The organism is Desulfatiglans sp., assembly GCA_012513605.1.
Lineage (GTDB): Bacteria > Desulfobacterota > DSM-4660 > Desulfatiglandales > HGW-15 > JAAZBV01.
In genome coordinates, this window is record JAAZBV010000069.1 from 1 (window position 1) to 17,343 (window position 17,343).

Sequence of the window (17,343 nt, forward strand, 5' to 3'; positions counted from 1 at the left end):
CAAAGGGAATAGTTATCGTCTTAGAAAGAATAATGAAAAGGAGGCAATAAAATCAGATCAAATTGAAATGTAAAGTGGCTCAGTTTTCACGACCGAAAATGGCTCACTTTTTAACGACCATTGACAACTGATTCTCTGTGGCTGCTGCCCGATGGAATACCTGTGTATGCCTCACCAATTTGATCTACAAGAATTCCATTTCTGCGGGGTTTATCAGTTTGATGTATTGCAAGCCCAATCCCTGTTGTCATAGTTTTAAAATGGAAGCTGGCATCTACAATAATTGTTTGCCTGAGAGACATAAAAAAATCCTTTTATTTTTAATATCCTGTTGAACAGCCAGACTGCCAAGCGTCTCATTGGTGATATGATTTCAAAAATGAGATGGTTAATTTAAATAAATTTCGGAAAGGCATAAAAGCATAGGCACCCTAATCCACCCTTCCCCATTAAATTTCTTTTTTTGATATTTATAAAAGAAGGATGTAAACGGTTAATAAGCTACAGAAATATTTTTAAAATACCATTTATTAAAATTTAGTTTACTTCTACTATCTTCAAAAATACTATTCTTATTTATAATTTGTAGATCAATTTTATCAGGTAAATCTCCCCTTGTTTTAATCTGATTTTCTTGTATTGAATTTCCCGGTATATAAAAAACATGCAATTGTCTTCTACTAACATCATTAAGTAATAACCACCAATTCTGAGTTAAACACTTTTTTGATGGATTTGCCCAAAACTTAAGATTTGATGCGTTTTCCGACGAAAAAGTAATAAAACCATTAACATTGATTCCATTTTGTTTGCATAAATTGATTGCATCACTTTTCGATAAGGATTGTGCATGTGTACCGGTAATATCATTATTAGTTATAGGTTGTTTACTTATACTTTCTTGAATAGCACTATTCACTTGGGAAATATTGATATTAAAGGATTTTGTAGCTTCATCAAATTCTTCTTTTGTATATCTGCTTAAGAAATGTTTCGCAAGTAAATCCCAAATTAAATCTTTTAACAGTTCTTTTTTAATCACTTGAATATTTTCAAATTTTTCCTTTTTTTGTTGTATAAACTTTTTTATAGATTCTTTATTGAAATTATGTTTACTAAAAAGCTCAACAAATTTGATGCCGTCAGGATTATCCGGTAGAAACTCTATCTCTATTTTATTCTGTTCTTCATCATTTTTATGATAATTATAATCAAATATATGAATTTTATTACATATTAATATTCCTAAATCATTATTCAACTGTTTCAGGTAACTAAAAAGTTGCTTTATCATGCTGTTATTTATGAACATGCAACCTTGTTTTAATTCGATGATAAATAAATCAGTTTCATGATTCCTAATAATTATATCTGTAATAACCCTTTCAGTTGAGCCAATTTGGATATTTCGCTGCCTATCAATTTCATTTTCTAGGCGACTATATCCAAATAATTCAGAAAAAATACTCTCCCATATGCTTTGTATTTTTTGTTCTGGTGAATTGTAATTCTTAACATAATAATCACAGAGTAAATTCCACTTTTCATTTGATGTCATAATATTTCCTTCAACAACGAATTATTTGTCCTATTACCGCCCGCGTAGCTTGAACCTGACATTGCCTCACCAGTTCCGGATATCTTTACTTTGGAGATATAATACAAAGAGATGAGCCGGAAATCTTTAATTTTATATGGTTGATTTTTTAAAAGAAACGAAGGGATAATACTCATTTAAAATGTAATTATCAATAATAAATAATATGTTGAAGTCTGATAACTATCCGGGTGATTCCTGGTGAATTGGGGATTCACTTAAGGATTAAAATGGATGCCCGACTTCTCGGACATGACGACATATTGTTCTTTTTCTTTTAAGCAAATAAATTATAATGCCACTTATGTGGACATTAAGGAGGCTAAACATGAAAAAATCATTCGGGGCTAAAACGCTTATATTCCCCACGCCTGTATGGTGTGTGGGCACATACGATGCCAGGGGTATAGCAAATATTATGACCATTGCATGGGGCGGTATATGCTGCTCCGAGCCTCCATGTGTGAGTATTTCCATTCGTAAGGCCACATACACCTATGGCAATATCATTGAACGAAATGCATTTACCTTAAGCGTGCCCCCTCAAAAACAGGCGGCTATAGCTGATTACTTTGGCATGGCATCGGGTAGAAATGAAAACAAATTTGAAAAGGCTGGTATTACACCTGTAAAGGCGGCCTTGGTTAATGCCCCATACCCTGAAGAGTTTCCCATGTCGCTTGAATGTGCGCTTATGCAGTACCATGACTTGGGGCTCCATACCCTGTTCGTGGGGAAAATCCTTGATGTCAAGGTGGATGAGGCGGTTTTAAATGAGAAAGGAGAACCGGATATAAACAAGGTTGATCCCTTTGTCTTTACACCCTTTAGCGGCGGGTATTATGGTATTGGTAATTTTGTCGGCAAGGCCTTTGGCATTGGCAGGGAGTTATGCTGATAATATGTCGCCCCGATGGGGCTGAAAAAAAGATGCACATATAGTGCTATTAATATACCGCACCTATGGTGCTTTTATTGTCTGCACATAGAGATCAGAAATTTGTTTTCAAACCCCAAAGGGGTGGCATGTTAATAGAAAAATACTGTTTTTAAGTAACTATACCTACAAATTCTTGTGAGGATCCTTGATACAAGATCATTTTATATCCCCATCAGATTTTCCCAGCGCCTTTCTAATGGTTTTTGACAGGTCAGACAGGATAAATGGCTTCATCAGAAAGCCTTTTATATTAAGTTCATCTGCCCTTTTATCAGTAATCCGGTCGCTGAAACCTGTGCAGAGAACTACCGGGATATCATTATGGATGGCATGGAGTTCATTTATCAGTTCAAGCCCTGACATAAATGGCATTTCAATATCACTTAATACAAGATCAAATTCCATATGCCTTGCCTTGAATGCCTTAAGCGCAGCCTGGCTTTCGCTGAATGCTGTAACCCTGTAGCCAAGTTTTTTCAGCATCTCAACGGCCATCTCCATGAAAGTGGCCTCATCATCAACAAAAAGGATGTGTTCCTTCTCAGTTTTAATAACCGCACTGTCGTACAATTCCTTTCCATCACCAGCATGACAAACAGGGAAAAACAGACTGAATGTGGCGCCATCTCCATATGTGCTTTTGACTGTGATTCGACCTCCCGAGTTTTTTACTATATTTTGCACTACAGAGAGGCCCAGACCTGTGCCCCCTTCCTCCTTTCTGGTCGTAAAGTAGGGGGTAAATATCTCCTCCAGGTCATCTGCCTTTATACCGCTCCCATTATCCATTACCTCCAGCTTCTGATATCTTCCAGGAGCAAGCCCCTTCAACTCCGGCTCTTCGGGATTATCAATGATTACATCAGATAACCGCACCTCAATAATCCCCTCTTTCTCTTTTATTGCATGGCTTGCGTTCGTACAGAGGTTTATCAGCACCTGATATATCTGGGTCGGATTAGCCATAACCGGTGACTTACTCTCGATCTTTTGTATTATCTCTATACCGGGAGGCAGGGAGGATTTGATAAGCTTGAGCACCTCCTGGGCTATAGCGCTTACCTTGATCGGCCTTTTTTCCATGCCGGCCTGCCTGCTGAATGTGAGTATCTGGTTAATAAGCTCCTTTGCCCTGTTGCATGCCACCTGTATCTGTTCAATATTTTTATTGTTCGGGATATTTTCACTGCTGTCTAAAAGCGCCAGTTCAGCATGGGCCATTATTGCCATGAGGATATTATTAAAGTCATGGGCTATGCCTCCTGCAAGGCTGCCTAATGCCTCCATCTTTTGCGACTGGGCTATCTGCCTCTCGTAACTGTAAAGCCTCTGTTCAGCATACTTACGCTCCCTGATTTCATACTCAAGCCTCTTATTTGCCTCTTCAAGCTGAAAGAGTTTATCCTCAAGTTTGTGAACAAGGGCCTGATTATAAAGTCTGAGATAGACCTCTTCCTGAGGTGATTCCAGCTCTTTATCAGGGTGTGCGCCGGTTTTGTTCCTGTTCATCAGCTCTTTCGTGATCCTGATCAGTTCAATGGTATCAAGAGGTTTTTTAATAAACCGGTCAGCCCCAAGGCTTAATGCAAACTGTTCGTCTTCAGGTTCTGTATAGGTGGCAGTATAGAAGACAAATGGGATATTTTTGAGGGTTTCATCCTTGCGCCACTCGCGGCACAGGGCAAAACCATCCATAACGGGCATGAGGATATCAGAAATAAGCAGGTCTGGCGGGTTGGCGCGCCCCTTTTCAAGCGCCTCTTTTCCATTTGATGCTGTCTCAACTTCAAAGCCGTTTCCTGCAAAAAGTATCTCAGCCATATAAATGTTCTGCTTATTGTCATCCACAACCAGTATTCTTTCCATGATAAAGACCTTTCAAATTCGCAGTTTATTACAAATATTTTTTTATCTCATCAACAAAGGTGTTGGGGTTGATAGGTTTTTCTATATACCCGGTACACCCGGCTGCTATGGCCTTTTCCTTGTCGCCAACCATTGCATAGGAGGTAACAGCTATTATAGGCACCTCTTTTAACCCTGCCGACTTTCTGAGGTTTCTAGCCACCTCATAACCGTCCATGCGGGGTAACTGGATATCAAGGAGTATGAGATCAGGTATTTCCCGGCATGCAATCTCTATCCCATCATGCCCATCCATTGCCTTTATCACCCTGAAGCCATTTTTTTCAAGTATGAAATTCATCAGGTACATGTTCTGTTCATTATCCTCAATAACAAGCACGGTTTCTGACATGATTATTTCTCCCTTAAAGGTAGCATAAATGAAAATTTGGCGCCCCTGCCAGGGCCGTCACTGCTGGCTCTGATCTCGCCACCAAGCAGCCCGATAAGTTTTTTACAGATCGACAGACCAAGCCCGGTGCCTTCATATTTCCGGGAAAGGCCTGTTTCGATTTGCTGAAATGCCCTGAAAAGCTTATCCATATCTTCAGCAGCAATTCCAATGCCTGTATCAATGACCTCTGTTAATATATTCCTGTCGTCAACCCTGCACATTATCTTTACACCGCCTCTCTCTGTAAATTTAATGGAGTTGTTAACAAGATTGAGCAAAATCTGTTCAACACGTCGCCTGTCGCTCATTATAATTGGGATAGATTCGGATACTACACCTTCAAGCTGAAGCCCTTTTTTTAAGGCCATTTGTGAAACTGTTTTTATCACCTGGTTGATAACACCGGCCATATCCACCTGTTCAGATGCCACATTAAGCTGCCCTGCCTCTATCTTTGAAAGGTCAAGCACATCATTAATAAGGCTTAAGAGATGCTGTGCGCTTTCCTGAACCATATTAAGCTGTTTTGCCTGTTCATCATTCAGGGGGCCGACAAGTTTCTGGAGAATAATGCCTGTAAACCCGATTATGGAATTAAGAGGAGTGCGCAGCTCATGAGACATGGAGGCGAGGAAAGCGGATTTAAGCCTGTCCGCCTCTTCTGCCCGATCCTTTGCGATGGCAAGCTCTTTTGTGCGCTCCGCCACCTTTATCTCAAGAAGGTCATAGGCCCTTTTTAGCTCCTCCTGCGCCCGTTTTCGTTCGGTAATATCCCTTATAATAACAAGGTCTGCCGGTTTATCCTCATATGTTATTCTGCCAGCGTTTACCTCAGCATATATCTCCTGACCATCCTTCCTTAAAAGGATTGTCTCATATATGTTGTAAAGCAAATCACCTGTCAGCCTGCGGTTGTAAAAGTCTACGATATTTTCCTTTGCATTAGGGTGAAGGTATGCAGAAAAGGGCTGACCTACAAAATCTTTCTTGTCCTGTCCTGATAACTCAATAATACTTGGATTTGCATATCTAATGATCCCATCCTGCAGGATGATAATGCCATCATTTGCCCTTTCAACTACATTGCGGTATTTCAGTTCGCTTTCCCTCAGGGCGGTTTCCGCCTCCATGCGCTCTTTGATCTCCTTTTGTATGCGTGCGACCTGCATGGCGTTTGACACGGCAAGGCCAATGGTCTTCCCGATAGACATGAGTGTTTCCTTTTCAAGCTCATCTATTGTAAACCTTGTTTTATGGATCAGATTCATTGCCCCCAGTACCTCATCCCTTGCAAGTATGGGGACTGAATAAATACTAACCATGTTTTCCTGCATGAGGGCATCTTTTACGCCATTTTCTACCCTTTGATCCGAGGCAATATCGGTTGAAAAGAGCACCAGTTTTTCTTTAACAGTCCTGCCCGTGAGAGATCCATCAAGGGGAAGTATTGCAGCCTTTTTAAGTGTGTTTTCAGTGAAGCCCTCAGAGTAAAGCAGGTCGAGTTCTCTTTTTTTATTGTTAAGCATAAAAAAGGCCACGGCTGTGGATTTACTGTAGTCCATCATTGCCTTTACAGCACGCTCAGCTACAGTGTTGATATCAAGGGTGCTGTAGACTATATCTGCTATCCTGTTTATTGCAGTCAACTGGGTCTGCTTTATTTTTATTTTGTTAAACATCTGGTTAAAGGCATCAACAAGCTGACCTATTGCATCCTTGCCATCATATTGAAGTGAGTAATCAAACTTACCCTTTCCTGCGAGTTCTGCATGTGCGGCCAGGTTATGTATCGGGGCGCTGATCTTTTTTGAGGCTATGAGGGCCAGGGCAATGCCCGCAATAACCGCAATAATACTTATGGTAATGATTCTTTGTTTGAAAGATAATAATTTCCTGTGAGCTTCATCAAAAGAAAAAGCTATATGGAGGGTAGCATATTGTTTGCCGTCTATAATAACAGACGCTGATTTTATGTATTGAAATTCATTTTTCTTTGAACCTGATTCCAAAAGGTTGCTGTCGCTTATATCCAGAGCATATCGCATCTTTTCAGGTAATTCTGAAAGCAGATCGCCATCAAAGGCATGATCGGAATGCGCAAGAACCCGGTTATCTGCGCTATCAACGATCAGGGCATAACTCACCTCATCAATCTTGCTGAGCCCATTCACAAAATTATCAAGCAACTCTTTATTATAGATGACAAAGCCATGAGACATAGAAAGACGCGTCAGATTAACCAGGTCGTCTGCCCTTCTCTTATCTTCTCTTTGCATGACCTTTTCAAATGACCCGATAAGTATTACGATTATGATAGTAATTACAAGCATGACAGGGAGCACAGAGGGGAGCATTAGCTTGTACCAGAGTCCACGGTCTTTAAATATTATCCTTAATAATTTCATCGCTCTGTTTCCTCTAAGATGACATCATGCATTTCAACCATGCCGGACAGGGATGGATGAAAATTTTTCACATTTGATGTGACCGCATAAAATTCAGCAGGGCCATATCCGAATATCATGGGTGCCCCATCAAAGATTATCCTCTGTACTCTTTCAAAATATTCCTTCCTGAGAGAGGGTGACATGGTTTTCTGAACCTTCTCCATTATCATGTCCAGTTCGTCTGAGATAAACCCGGAATAATTTGCTGACCCCCTGCCTGTTAATTTGGGATCTATTATATCGACCGGGTCAAGGGTGGAGTTACCCCATGACCCTGCAAAGATATCCCAGGGGGCATTAGCGCCAATCATGTCAGGCCTTGCATCCCTTACAACCTTGACCCTGTTTTTAATACCCAGTTTTGTGAGATATAAAGATATACCATCGGCAAAGAGGAGTTCACTTTGATTCGTGTATATCAATATTGTTTGCCCGTATGGAAAGTTTGCCTCGATAAGGAGCCTTTTTGCAGTCTGAGGGTCATAAGTATATGCCGCAAGCCCGGGATCAAAACCGGTTGTGTTCGGTAGAAAAATGGTTGAGAGCCTCTGACCCTTTCCCATGAATTTCTGTTTTATTATGGTCTCCACATCAACCGCATGGTTCAGGGCGCGCCTCACCCTTTCATCTTTTAAGTAAGGACGGGAGAGGTTTAACTCCGCAAAAACAGACCTTGTAGCCGGGATACTTTGTATTGCAACATCCTTTGACATCCTGACCACAGGAATCAGGTCTGATGGTATGTTAAATATTATGTTGCAATCCCCCTTTTTCAGCATTGAAATCTGCTCAATGTATGAAGGGACTACCCTGAAAACAAGATGTTTTACCGGGGCAGCCTGCACAGGAGGAAGTTCCGGAGGGCCGCCGTAATAATCATTAAAGGATTCAAGAATGATCTCAACCCCCTTTTTTCTGCCTGCAAATTTATATGGCCCTGTGCCTATGGGCTTTTCATTGAATCCTTCATAACCAGCCTCTTTCATATGTTTTTCAGGAACGATCTCCTGTAATGAAAGCATAAGCGGGAGGTTAGGCCATGGATAGGCTGTTTTTATCACGACAGTGTAGTCACCCATTGCGTGTACCTCTTTTACCGGTACAAAGAGCCCTTTTCTCGGGGAGGAGGGAAATCCTGTGAAGGATGGGTTAATGACACGGTTTAATGTAAAGACAACATCAGATGCCGTAAGGTTGTCACCGTTATGGAACCTTACACCCTTACGCAGTGTAAACTCCCATTCCGTGTCGCTTGTATTCCTCCATCCGCTTGCGAGCTGAGGGACTACCCTGTTGTTTACGTCCCTTGCAGTGAGGCTGTCAAAGATATTTTTCAATACAATCTGGGTGTTCCTGCTGCGATGGCTTACAGGGTCCATTGACTCCACATCCTCCTGGATGCAGATCACCAGGCGGTTATTTTTATCGACTGTGTCAGGAGCTTCTGTTGCATATGCTGTTAATGATATGAGAAAGAAAAGGCATTCAAGGAAGAGAATGCTCAAGCACTGCTCCCCTATTCTATATGTTTCTCTCCCCCTTAAACGTAAGGCAACCCTGACAAGCATGAAAGCCTCTAACCTAGATAGTAAAACTTATACGGGTATGGAACAATTCTGGTAAACAATTACCTGCCATTAAATTATAAGCTGAAATAATTGCTTAACCAAGATTTGGAAGAGATTATAAAATTCTGTATAAATTATGTCAATTCATGAAAACAGGCAAAGTGTAAAAACCTTGATGGGGCATTCACCTGTCTTGACATTAAAACCCAAATAGGAAATTATACCTCCTCTTTAATAACTAAAAATATATTCCAGGGAGGCAACAATGGCCAGTAATGTAATAACCAGGACTGACTTTAAGGATATAGGCACTGTAAGGCGCGGAAAGGTAAGGGATGTCTATGATATGGGGGATAAACTCCTTATCGTTGCAAGCGACCGCATATCCGCATTTGATGTTGTAATGGATGACCCTGTGCCTGACAAGGGTAAGATACTTACCGCCATATCGGTCTTCTGGTTTGAAAAACTCAAAAAGGTTGTTGAAAACCATATTATATCGGTAAACCCGGATGAATACCCTGAGCCGTTAAGAAGATATAAAAAGGAGCTTACCGGGAGGAGCATGCTGGTAAAAAAGGCAAGGCCCCTGCCGGTAGAGTGCATTGTAAGGGGTTACATCTCAGGTTCAGGCTGGAATGATTATAAAAAGAGCGGCGCTGTATGCGGCATTCCCCTTCCTAAGGGGCTTACTGAATCGGAGATACTCCCGGAACCCATATTTACTCCATCAACAAAGGCGGAGCTGGGCGAGCATGATGAGAACATCTCCTTTGAAAAGACCATTGATATACTTGGTAAAAACACCGCTGAAAAGATCAGGGACCTTAGCCTTACTATCTATGAAACAGGTAGAAAATTCGCAGCGGAAAAGGGGATCATAATCGCGGATACAAAGTTTGAGTTCGGTTTTATCGGTGATAAACTCATCCTTATTGATGAGGTGCTTACACCTGATTCATCCCGTTTCTGGCCAATGGACACCTATAAACCCGGAGGGGCCCAGAAGAGTTTTGACAAGCAGTACTTAAGGGACTACCTGAACGGTCTTGACTGGCCCAAGGCACCGCCTCCGCCCAGGCTTCCATCTGAGGTTATTGAAAAGACCCGTGAAAAATACATGGAGGCACTTGAAAGACTTACAGGAAAAGGGCTGGGTTATTAATCAAGCCTCATTTCCCTGCCTTGACAAAGCAAAACCAGATGCTTAAGGTAACAGTGGTTTTTTACAGCCCTTTTATCAGATCAAAATAAGGAGTCAGTTTTAGGAATTATGAACAGAAATTTATTCGACAAGAGTAAAAAGATTGATGTCAAGGCAGATGAAACGGAAACAAAAGAGGGTGTTACATCAGCAAAGAGTGAAGCAGGCTCTATAGAAATAACCCCTGAAGAGACCTCAACAGATGATCTTTTAAAAAAGATAGAAGAGCTCAAAGAAGAATCAAAGAATAATTATGATAAATATCTCCGCTCACAGGCGGAAATAGAGAATATTCTAAAGAGGAATAAAAAGGATAAAGAGGAATGGTATAAGTACGCAAATGAGGGGCTCATAAAAGAGCTGCTTCAGGTTATTGATAACCTTGAAAGAGCGCTTACCCACTCCTGCAATGAAGAATCATATAATGCCCACATAGAAGGGGTAGAACTTACACTCAAGGGTCTGAAGGACATACTCACAAAGGCAGGCCTTTCCGAGGTGAAAACCATTGGTGAAGATTTTGACCCGTGCCTTCATCATGCTGTTATGCAGGAGATGAGTGACAGCGTGGAAAAAGGCAAGATACTTAAGGAGTTCCAGAAGGGCTATCTTCTTAACCAGAGATTAATAAGACCTGCCATGGTTGTTATCAGCAAGGGGGTATCTGATGATAACATCCCTGACGAGACCTTCCAGGGGGCATGTGAAGAAAATAATATAGAGTAAAGGGGGATAAGAAATAAAAATGGGAAAAATTATAGGAATTGATCTTGGTACTACAAATTCATGTGTTGCTGTTATGGAAGGTGGTGATCCGGTTGTAATTGCCAACCAGGAAGGAAGCAGGACAACACCCTCAATAGTTGCCTTCAATGACAAGGGAGAGAGGCTTGTTGGGCAGATAGCAAAACGTCAGGCTGTGACAAACCCTGACAATACTATCTTTGCGGTAAAAAGGCTTATCGGAAGAAAATACGCATCTCCTGATGTGCAGAAGGATGTGGGCATTCTTCCATACAAGATTACCCAGGCCTCAAATGGTGATGCGCAGGTAACCTGCCGCGGCAAGGACTACAGCCCTGCTGAAATATCATCCATGATCCTTGTAAAGATGAAACAGACCGCAGAGGATTACTTGGGCGAGCCTGTTACAGAGGCGGTAATTACAGTTCCTGCATATTTTAATGACAGCCAGAGACAGGCAACAAAAGATGCCGGCAAGATTGCAGGCTTAAACGTTTTAAGAATAATAAATGAACCTACTGCTGCATCCCTTGCCTATGGAGTAGATAAAAAGGGTGATAAAAAGATAGCAGTATTTGACCTTGGCGGCGGTACATTTGATATATCAATCCTTGAAATAGGCGAGGGCGTGTTTGAGGTTAAATCTACAAATGGCGACACACACCTTGGCGGAGAGGACTTTGACAACAGGGTAGTTAATTATCTGGCCGATGAGTTTAAAAAGGATCAGGGCATTGACCTGAAGACTGACAAGATGGCGCTACAGCGTCTTAAAGAGGCGGCTGAAAAGGCAAAGATAGAGCTTTCAGGCTCAATGGAAACAGATATCAACCTGCCATTTATCACGGCAGATGCGAGCGGCCCGAAACACCTTAACATTAAACTCTCAAGATCAAAATTGGAGGCCCTTGTTGATGACCTTATCCAGAGGGTCATAAACCCCTGCAATATTGCCATCAAGGACTCAGGCTTCAAGGTCAGTGAGCTGGATGAGGTTATCCTTGTCGGCGGTATGACAAGGATGCCCAAGGTACAGGAAAAGGTTAAGGAGATATTTGGTAAGGAGCCCAGCAAGGGTGTAAACCCGGATGAGGTTGTTGCTCTTGGCGCTGCAATCCAGGGCGGTGTGTTAAAGGGAGATGTAAAGGATGTACTTCTTCTGGATGTTACACCCCTCTCACTTGGTATTGAGACCCTTGGCGGTGTCTTTACAAAGCTGATAGAAAAGAACACCACGATCCCGACAAAAAAGAGCCAGGTATTCTCCACCGCCGCTGATAACCAGCCCGCGGTTGAGATACATGTGCTTCAGGGTGAAAGGGAGATGGCCGCAAACAATAAGACCCTTGGTCGCTTCCAGCTTGTGGGTATCCCGGCGGCTCCCAGGGGTATACCCCAGATAGAGGTAACCTTTGACATAGATGCAAATGGTATAGTAAGTGTTTCTGCAAAGGATATGGGCACAGGCAAGGAGCAGTCAATAAAGATAACCGCATCAAGCGGGCTTTCAGAGGAAGAGATCAAGCAGCTTATGAAAGACGCTGAGATGCATGCCGATGAAGACAAGAAAAAGAGGGAGCTTGTTGACGCAAAGAACATGGCTGACAGCATGATCTATACAACAGAAAAATCCCTCAAAGAAGATGTAAAAGATCTGGATGCAACCTCAAAGTCAGCGATTGAAACGGCCATTGCAAACCTGAAAAAGGCAATGGAAGGAGACAATGTTGACGAGATCAAGCGCCTGACAGAAGAGCTTACACAGGCATCACACAAAATAGCTGAGGCCATGTATGCAAAGGCCAGTGCAGAGCAGCAGGCGCAGCAGCAGGCAGGCGGAGCAGGTGGCGACTCTTCCGGCAAGGCAAAGGATGATGATGTTGTTGATGCGGACTTTGAGGAAGTTGGCAAGGATAAAAACTAGTGCATTTCACTAAATTCCTTATAAAAAAGGCTGTTCCCGTGATTTTATCGGGAATGGCCTTTCTCTTTTTTTCCTGCGGGGCAATGCATAAGGGGGTGCTGTCTGAAAAGAGAGTAAGAACTGCGCCAGGCTATTCAAATGCCCTGGCAGATTATGAGGCAGGCAGGTATGGCAATGCCCTTGAGGCATTCAACCGGATACTCAAAAACAGGCCGGATCACCCTGATGCCCGCATTATCAGGTATTACAGGATTTTCTCTCTATACCACACAGGTGATTATAAAGGTGTTGTTTACTATGCAGCAGATTGGTTAAAGGATTACCCTGAGAGCCCTGAACGTTACAAGATGCAGAGGCTGATTGGTGATGCAAACATGGCAATGGGTCTCATGCATGAGGCCTGCTTCTGGATGACTGTCTCCATTAAGACAGCAAAAGCAACAGGTATATCAGGAGATTATGAGGGTGAAACTGTCAAAGTTGTTAATGATATTATCAGTATGACGAGTGAGGCAGACCTGAACAGGATCAAAAAACTTGACGGTATAAGCAGATTCATGCCTGCCATAAACCTGAGGCAGGCTGAAATAGCCCTTGCCAGAAATGCATTCGTGCAGGCAAAAAGGCTTGCAACCCTTGCTGTTAATTCCGCATCTGAGCAAAACGATACAGTGCTTGTCACAAAAGGCAGAGAGCTCTTATCCCGGATTTCTGAAACAAAAGAAGAAAACATCATTGCAACCAAAAAGGTTATAGGTTGTCTTTTGCCGCTCAAGGGTGACTACGCTTTATACGGGGAGGAACTCCTGAACGGGATTGAGCTTGGTCTTGATATATTCGGCGCAGGAGAGGCGGGAGCCCCCATAGAACTTGTTATAAAGAATACCAATGCCTCACCCGAAGATACAATTACTGCGATTACCGAATTAATCCAGAAGGAGAAGGTTATTGCCATCCTTGGCCCCCTTTCTCAGGCTGCATCTGCTGCTGCTGCAAAAAAGGCGCAGGAGCATGGTGTGCCGATCATAACCTTTACCCAGAAACCCTCTATCATAAAAGAGGGAAACTGTGTATTCAGGAACTATCTGACACCTGAAAAGGAGGTGGATGCCCTTGTGACAAAGGCTATTGGCGACATGGGCATGCTGAGGTTTGGGATATTTTACCCTGAAACCTCCTATGGTAAATACCTGATGAATCTCTTCTGGGACAGGGTGGATGAGATGGGTGGTATAATAACCGCAGTTGAGTCTTATAAACCGGGTGATACTGACTTTGCTGAAGGCATTAAGAAGATGGCCGGGCTTTACTATCCACGTCCAAAGTCGGTTATTGAAAGGCTAAAGGCTGAGATGCTTGCCCTGGCAGGCATAGTAGATGCGGAGGTTATCCCCGGTCAGGAATATACCCCTGAGACCCATGCTAGCGCTTCAGGTACAGCTTTACCTCACGAGGGGATTGGCCTGGAACCAATGTATGATATGGAAGCTGCCACAGAAGAGGCCCTGGTCGATGATAACCCTGATGCAGAAATAGATACTGAGCGGCCTGATATCGAACAGGCCGATAATATAAAACCCGGGGCAGATGCCTCTGACATGGCACGTATAGAATATCATGCAACAACAGACCCAATAGTGGATTTTGATGCGGTGTTCATACCTGACAACAGCCGGAATATTGCGCTTATTGCGCCGCAGTTCCCTTTTTACAATGTCTTTAATGTCCCCTTCTTAGGCACCAGCCTCTGGCTCTCAGGTGACCTTTTAAAAACCACGTCCGAATACATTCAGGGGGCTGTTTTCCCCACAGGTTTTTATGCGGATAATGAATCCACAGGCATTATGGATTTCGTAAACCAGTACAGGGATATTTATGGCAAAGAGCCTGGGATTCTTGCTGCTACCGGGTTTGACACCATAAAGATGATGAGCGTTCTTTTTACTGAAAATGATATCAATACCAGGTCTGATTTTAAGCAGGCACTCATTGAATATAAGAACTACTCAGGAGTGACAGGACAGATATCATTTGATGAAGATGGCGAGGTTGAAAAGATGCCCACGCTCCTAACCATTCATGGTAAAGGTTATCATATTCTGAAATAGTATCCCTCAGCCTGTCATTCGCATGAAAGGCGGGTCATTGATCCCGGTACACCGGGGAATCCATTTTTACTTAGAATTTGGTGTAGCATGGCATGGTTAACCGAAGGTTATTTCTCCGCTTTTTTCTCTTCCGTTTTCTCCTTTTTTTTCTCAGGCCTGGCAAAGCGCGAAGAGAATATACCCACCTCATACAGAAGGACCAGAGGCCCTGCCATCAGGCACTGAGACACAGCATCAGGAGAGGGGGTAAGTATTGCCCCTACAATAAATGCAAAGAGGAATGCATACTTACGGTGCTTCTTTAAAAAGGGGACAGTAACGAGCCCCATCTTGGTTAAAAAGAAAAGCACCACCGGGAGCTCAAACACAAGGCCAAAGGCAAGTAGCATCTTTGAGGCGAAACCAAAATACTGCTGAACAGATGGCATGGCCCTGAGGCTTTCGCTTGAATAGCCGAGAAAGAATTTAAACCCTACCGGGAAAACAATAAAATAACCGAATAGCGCACCGGAGATAAAAAGCACTGTGGATGAAATGACAAAGGGCGCAACATACCTTTTTTCATCGGGGTAAAGACCTGGCGCAACGAATTTCCAGATCTGGTAAAAGATTACAGGTGATGCTACCAGTATGCCTGCAACAAATGCGGTCTTAAGCTCTATAAAAAACATCTCCGGAAGGCCTGTAAAGATAAGGCTGCTCCCTTCAGGCATGTTCTTTGTGAGTGGCGCGGTAAGAATACCAAACAGCTCTTCAGCAAAATAATAGGCGCAGCAGAATCCAATGCCTACTGCGATAAATGCGCGGATAAGTCGTTTTCTAAGCTCCTCAAGGTGGCTCATGAAAGGCTGCTTTGCTTCATCAGTCATTTTTCAGGGGTCTCCTTATTATCTGGCTCAGTGGCTGCGGAAGCTTGTGCAGAGGGTGTTTCAGGGTTTGCGGCATCTGCCGCAGGTTCGTTTACCGGTGCGGTTATTAACGCCTCATTTACCTCAGGGGCCTCGTCAGCGGCATCATCTGCCATATCTGTGGCCGCCTTATCAATAGACTTTTGGAAGTCATGTAATGTCTCGGTTGTCTCTTTTTTAATAGCCCTTATCTCTTCATCAAGGTTCAAACTCGCCTTTATCTCCTGGGATGCCTTTTTGAATTCAGCCAGACCCTTGCCCAGCGCCTTTGCCAGGTCAGGCAGCTTGCTCGGCCCTATTACTATCAGGGCTATTACCATAATGACTAATAATTCAGTCATTCCTATTCCAAACATGATAAACCTCTTTTAATGTTAAATATTCCTGGTTAACGCAATTTCATCACAGTTTGGGAATTTAGTGCACTTCAGGCAGTCTGACCATACCTTGTGGGGCAGTTCCGATTTATCCACAATACTGAATCCCAGCTTTTTAAAATATTCCGGCACATAGGTAAGTGTGAATACCTTGTTAAGCCCGAGGGCCTTTGCCTCTTCCATACACTTTTTTACAAGCATTACACCGTAATTGTTCCCGTAATACTGCTCCATTACAGCAAGGGACCTTATCTCTGCAAGGTCCTCCCAGCATAATCCGAGTGCGCATACTGCTATTATGCTGCCGTCATCGCCTGTCACCACATAAAAGTCCCTCAGGTGTTCATACAGTTCACTCAGTGAACGGGGGAGCAGTATCCCCCTGTCGCCATAATGATTAAGCAGGCGCTGGATCTGTGGAACCTCATTTATATATGCCTTTCTGATCATTTTGCCTCTACCTTTGAGATAAAACCATTATGCCCCAGTTCATTTTTAAGCCGTAGATGGTATTTAACCGCATCGTTACGGTCATGGAATCTCCCGCACATTATGCGAAAGGTCTTTTTACCATTTACAGTAGCTGCATAATAATATGCATCATATCCACGATCAACAAGATCTTTTATCGTTTCTTTAGCCTTTGTGAGGTCGCTTATAGCAGCGATCTGCACGGAATAGTGTTCCCCCGCCACTCTTTCACGATCAGGGGGCAGCTCCTTTGATGATGAAGAGAGACTTTTTTCCTTTTTCTCATTCACCAAAGGGGTTTGAATGGTATCCTCCTTAATGAGGGGAGTGGCCTCCTCACCTGTTTCCTTTGACCTTATTACCACCCTTACCTCATTACCTGTATCAGACATGGGGCCCTTTTCATCCCGTGAAAGGGTGATCTGCTGATCAGGGATCTTATCTTCTGCTGTAATGAGGTCCTTAATCTTTGCCTTCTTTTTTTTATTTTCAAGATCAGCATAAAAATCAAGAGAAGCCTCCTTTGGTGGTTCATACTCGATTTTTTCATTCAGGCCAAAAAGCGCCCTGACCCTGTTTATGGGGTGTTTTATATCAAACATGGCCCCGGGTATAACCCCTTTTCCGACCAGCACCCCTAAGACAAACATCCAGAAAAAAAGAAAGAGTATAAAGCAGCCAAGCAGGAAGGCGTAGCTGCGGCTTATAACGATCATCTTTTGTCCTGACCTTGATTTTTCTTTTGCCTTGCCCATA

At 42.9% G+C, this 17,343-nt stretch carries 15 protein-coding genes; 5 read left to right on the forward strand and 10 right to left on the reverse strand.

Annotated features, from left to right (window positions below; genetic code table 11):
* Positions 1-110 precede the first annotated feature (110 nt).
* Together GX654_08575 and GX654_08580 are read right to left on the reverse strand one after the other, a co-directional pair.
* On the reverse strand, positions 111-302 hold the full coding sequence (locus GX654_08575) for a hypothetical protein (protein NLD36909.1): 192 nt from the start codon (positions 300-302) through the stop codon (positions 111-113).
* Between the two features lie 191 nt (positions 303-493).
* The gene (locus GX654_08580) at positions 494-1,558 is read right to left on the reverse strand and encodes a type I restriction enzyme HsdR N-terminal domain-containing protein (protein NLD36910.1); all 1,065 of its coding nucleotides are present in this window, start codon (positions 1,556-1,558) and stop codon (positions 494-496) included.
* A gap of 367 nt (positions 1,559-1,925) precedes the next feature.
* Here GX654_08580 and GX654_08585 point away from each other — a divergent pair, with 367 nt between their 5' ends.
* Positions 1,926-2,495 (forward strand): flavin reductase family protein, encoded by a 570-nt coding sequence (locus GX654_08585; GenBank protein NLD36911.1) that lies wholly within the window; start codon positions 1,926-1,928, stop codon positions 2,493-2,495.
* 198 nt (positions 2,496-2,693) lie between these two features.
* Here the strand turns inward: GX654_08585 and GX654_08590 are convergent, their stop codons facing one another.
* Genes GX654_08590 through GX654_08605 form a run of 4 tightly spaced genes read right to left on the reverse strand, consistent with a single transcriptional unit; the run spans position 2,694 to position 8,851 of the window.
* Positions 2,694-4,403 (reverse strand): response regulator, encoded by a 1,710-nt coding sequence (locus tag GX654_08590; protein NLD36912.1) that lies wholly within the window; start codon positions 4,401-4,403, stop codon positions 2,694-2,696.
* A gap of 28 nt (positions 4,404-4,431) precedes the next feature.
* Complete coding sequence (locus GX654_08595; protein ID NLD36913.1) at positions 4,432-4,794, reverse strand: response regulator; 363 nt, start codon at positions 4,792-4,794, stop codon at positions 4,432-4,434.
* Positions 4,795-4,796: 2 nt separating this feature from the next.
* Complete coding sequence (locus GX654_08600; GenBank protein ID NLD36914.1) at positions 4,797-7,241, reverse strand: PAS domain S-box protein; 2,445 nt, start codon at positions 7,239-7,241, stop codon at positions 4,797-4,799.
* Complete coding sequence (locus GX654_08605) at positions 7,238-8,851, reverse strand: hypothetical protein (protein ID NLD36915.1); 1,614 nt, start codon at positions 8,849-8,851, stop codon at positions 7,238-7,240. The genes GX654_08600 and GX654_08605 overlap by 4 nt, the downstream gene beginning before the upstream one ends.
* A 265-nt stretch (positions 8,852-9,116) precedes the next feature.
* Between GX654_08605 and GX654_08610 the strand changes: the two genes are divergently transcribed.
* From GX654_08610 to GX654_08625, 4 genes are all read left to right on the forward strand, one after another.
* Positions 9,117-10,016 carry a phosphoribosylaminoimidazolesuccinocarboxamide synthase gene (locus GX654_08610; GenBank protein ID NLD36916.1) on the forward strand — a complete coding sequence of 300 codons (900 nt, stop codon included), beginning with the start codon at positions 9,117-9,119 and terminating at the stop codon, positions 10,014-10,016.
* A gap of 108 nt (positions 10,017-10,124) precedes the next feature.
* Complete coding sequence (grpE, locus tag GX654_08615; protein NLD36917.1) at positions 10,125-10,781, forward strand: nucleotide exchange factor GrpE; 657 nt, start codon at positions 10,125-10,127, stop codon at positions 10,779-10,781.
* A 19-nt stretch (positions 10,782-10,800) separates the two neighbouring features.
* On the forward strand, positions 10,801-12,723 hold the full coding sequence (gene dnaK, locus GX654_08620) for a molecular chaperone DnaK (GenBank protein NLD36918.1): 1,923 nt from the start codon (positions 10,801-10,803) through the stop codon (positions 12,721-12,723).
* A complete protein-coding gene (locus tag GX654_08625) occupies positions 12,723-14,831 on the forward strand; it encodes an ABC transporter substrate-binding protein (GenBank protein ID NLD36919.1) in 2,109 nt (702 codons plus the stop codon). Before dnaK ends, GX654_08625 begins: the two co-directional genes overlap by 1 nt.
* Positions 14,832-14,938: 107 nt before the next feature.
* Here GX654_08625 and tatC read toward each other — a convergent pair whose 3' ends face one another.
* From tatC to GX654_08645, 4 genes are read right to left on the reverse strand one after another with little or no spacing between them, the layout of a single operon-like run.
* Entirely contained in the window at positions 14,939-15,700 is a 762-nt protein-coding gene (gene tatC, locus GX654_08630) for a twin-arginine translocase subunit TatC (protein NLD36920.1), read from the reverse strand.
* A complete protein-coding gene (locus GX654_08635) occupies positions 15,697-16,095 on the reverse strand; it encodes a twin-arginine translocase subunit TatB (protein ID NLD36921.1) in 399 nt (132 codons plus the stop codon). The genes tatC and GX654_08635 overlap by 4 nt, the downstream gene beginning before the upstream one ends.
* An 18-nt stretch (positions 16,096-16,113) precedes the next feature.
* Positions 16,114-16,566 carry an N-acetyltransferase gene (locus GX654_08640; protein ID NLD36922.1) on the reverse strand — a complete coding sequence of 151 codons (453 nt, stop codon included), beginning with the start codon at positions 16,564-16,566 and terminating at the stop codon, positions 16,114-16,116.
* The gene (locus GX654_08645; protein NLD36923.1) at positions 16,563-17,342 is read right to left on the reverse strand and encodes an SPOR domain-containing protein; all 780 of its coding nucleotides are present in this window, start codon (positions 17,340-17,342) and stop codon (positions 16,563-16,565) included. The genes GX654_08640 and GX654_08645 overlap by 4 nt, the downstream gene beginning before the upstream one ends.
* Position 17,343: the final 1 nt, after the last annotated feature.

Coding starts and splice junctions, on each gene's coding strand:
- GX654_08575 (NLD36909.1), bottom strand. CDS start 302: ATGTCTCTCAGGCAAACAATTATTGTAGATGCCAGCTTCCATTTTAAA.
- GX654_08580 (NLD36910.1), bottom strand. CDS start 1,558: ATGACATCAAATGAAAAGTGGAATTTACTCTGTGATTATTATGTTAAG.
- GX654_08585 (NLD36911.1), top strand. CDS start 1,926: ATGAAAAAATCATTCGGGGCTAAAACGCTTATATTCCCCACGCCTGTA.
- GX654_08590 (NLD36912.1), bottom strand. CDS start 4,403: ATGGAAAGAATACTGGTTGTGGATGACAATAAGCAGAACATTTATATG.
- GX654_08595 (NLD36913.1), bottom strand. CDS start 4,794: ATGTCAGAAACCGTGCTTGTTATTGAGGATAATGAACAGAACATGTAC.
- GX654_08600 (NLD36914.1), bottom strand. CDS start 7,241: ATGAAATTATTAAGGATAATATTTAAAGACCGTGGACTCTGGTACAAG.
- GX654_08605 (NLD36915.1), bottom strand. CDS start 8,851: ATGCTTGTCAGGGTTGCCTTACGTTTAAGGGGGAGAGAAACATATAGA.
- GX654_08610 (NLD36916.1), top strand. CDS start 9,117: ATGGCCAGTAATGTAATAACCAGGACTGACTTTAAGGATATAGGCACT.
- grpE (NLD36917.1), top strand. CDS start 10,125: ATGAACAGAAATTTATTCGACAAGAGTAAAAAGATTGATGTCAAGGCA.
- dnaK (NLD36918.1), top strand. CDS start 10,801: ATGGGAAAAATTATAGGAATTGATCTTGGTACTACAAATTCATGTGTT.
- tatC (NLD36920.1), bottom strand. CDS start 15,700: ATGACTGATGAAGCAAAGCAGCCTTTCATGAGCCACCTTGAGGAGCTT.
- GX654_08635 (NLD36921.1), bottom strand. CDS start 16,095: ATGTTTGGAATAGGAATGACTGAATTATTAGTCATTATGGTAATAGCC.
- GX654_08640 (NLD36922.1), bottom strand. CDS start 16,566: ATGATCAGAAAGGCATATATAAATGAGGTTCCACAGATCCAGCGCCTG.
- GX654_08645 (NLD36923.1), bottom strand. CDS start 17,342: ATGGGCAAGGCAAAAGAAAAATCAAGGTCAGGACAAAAGATGATCGTT.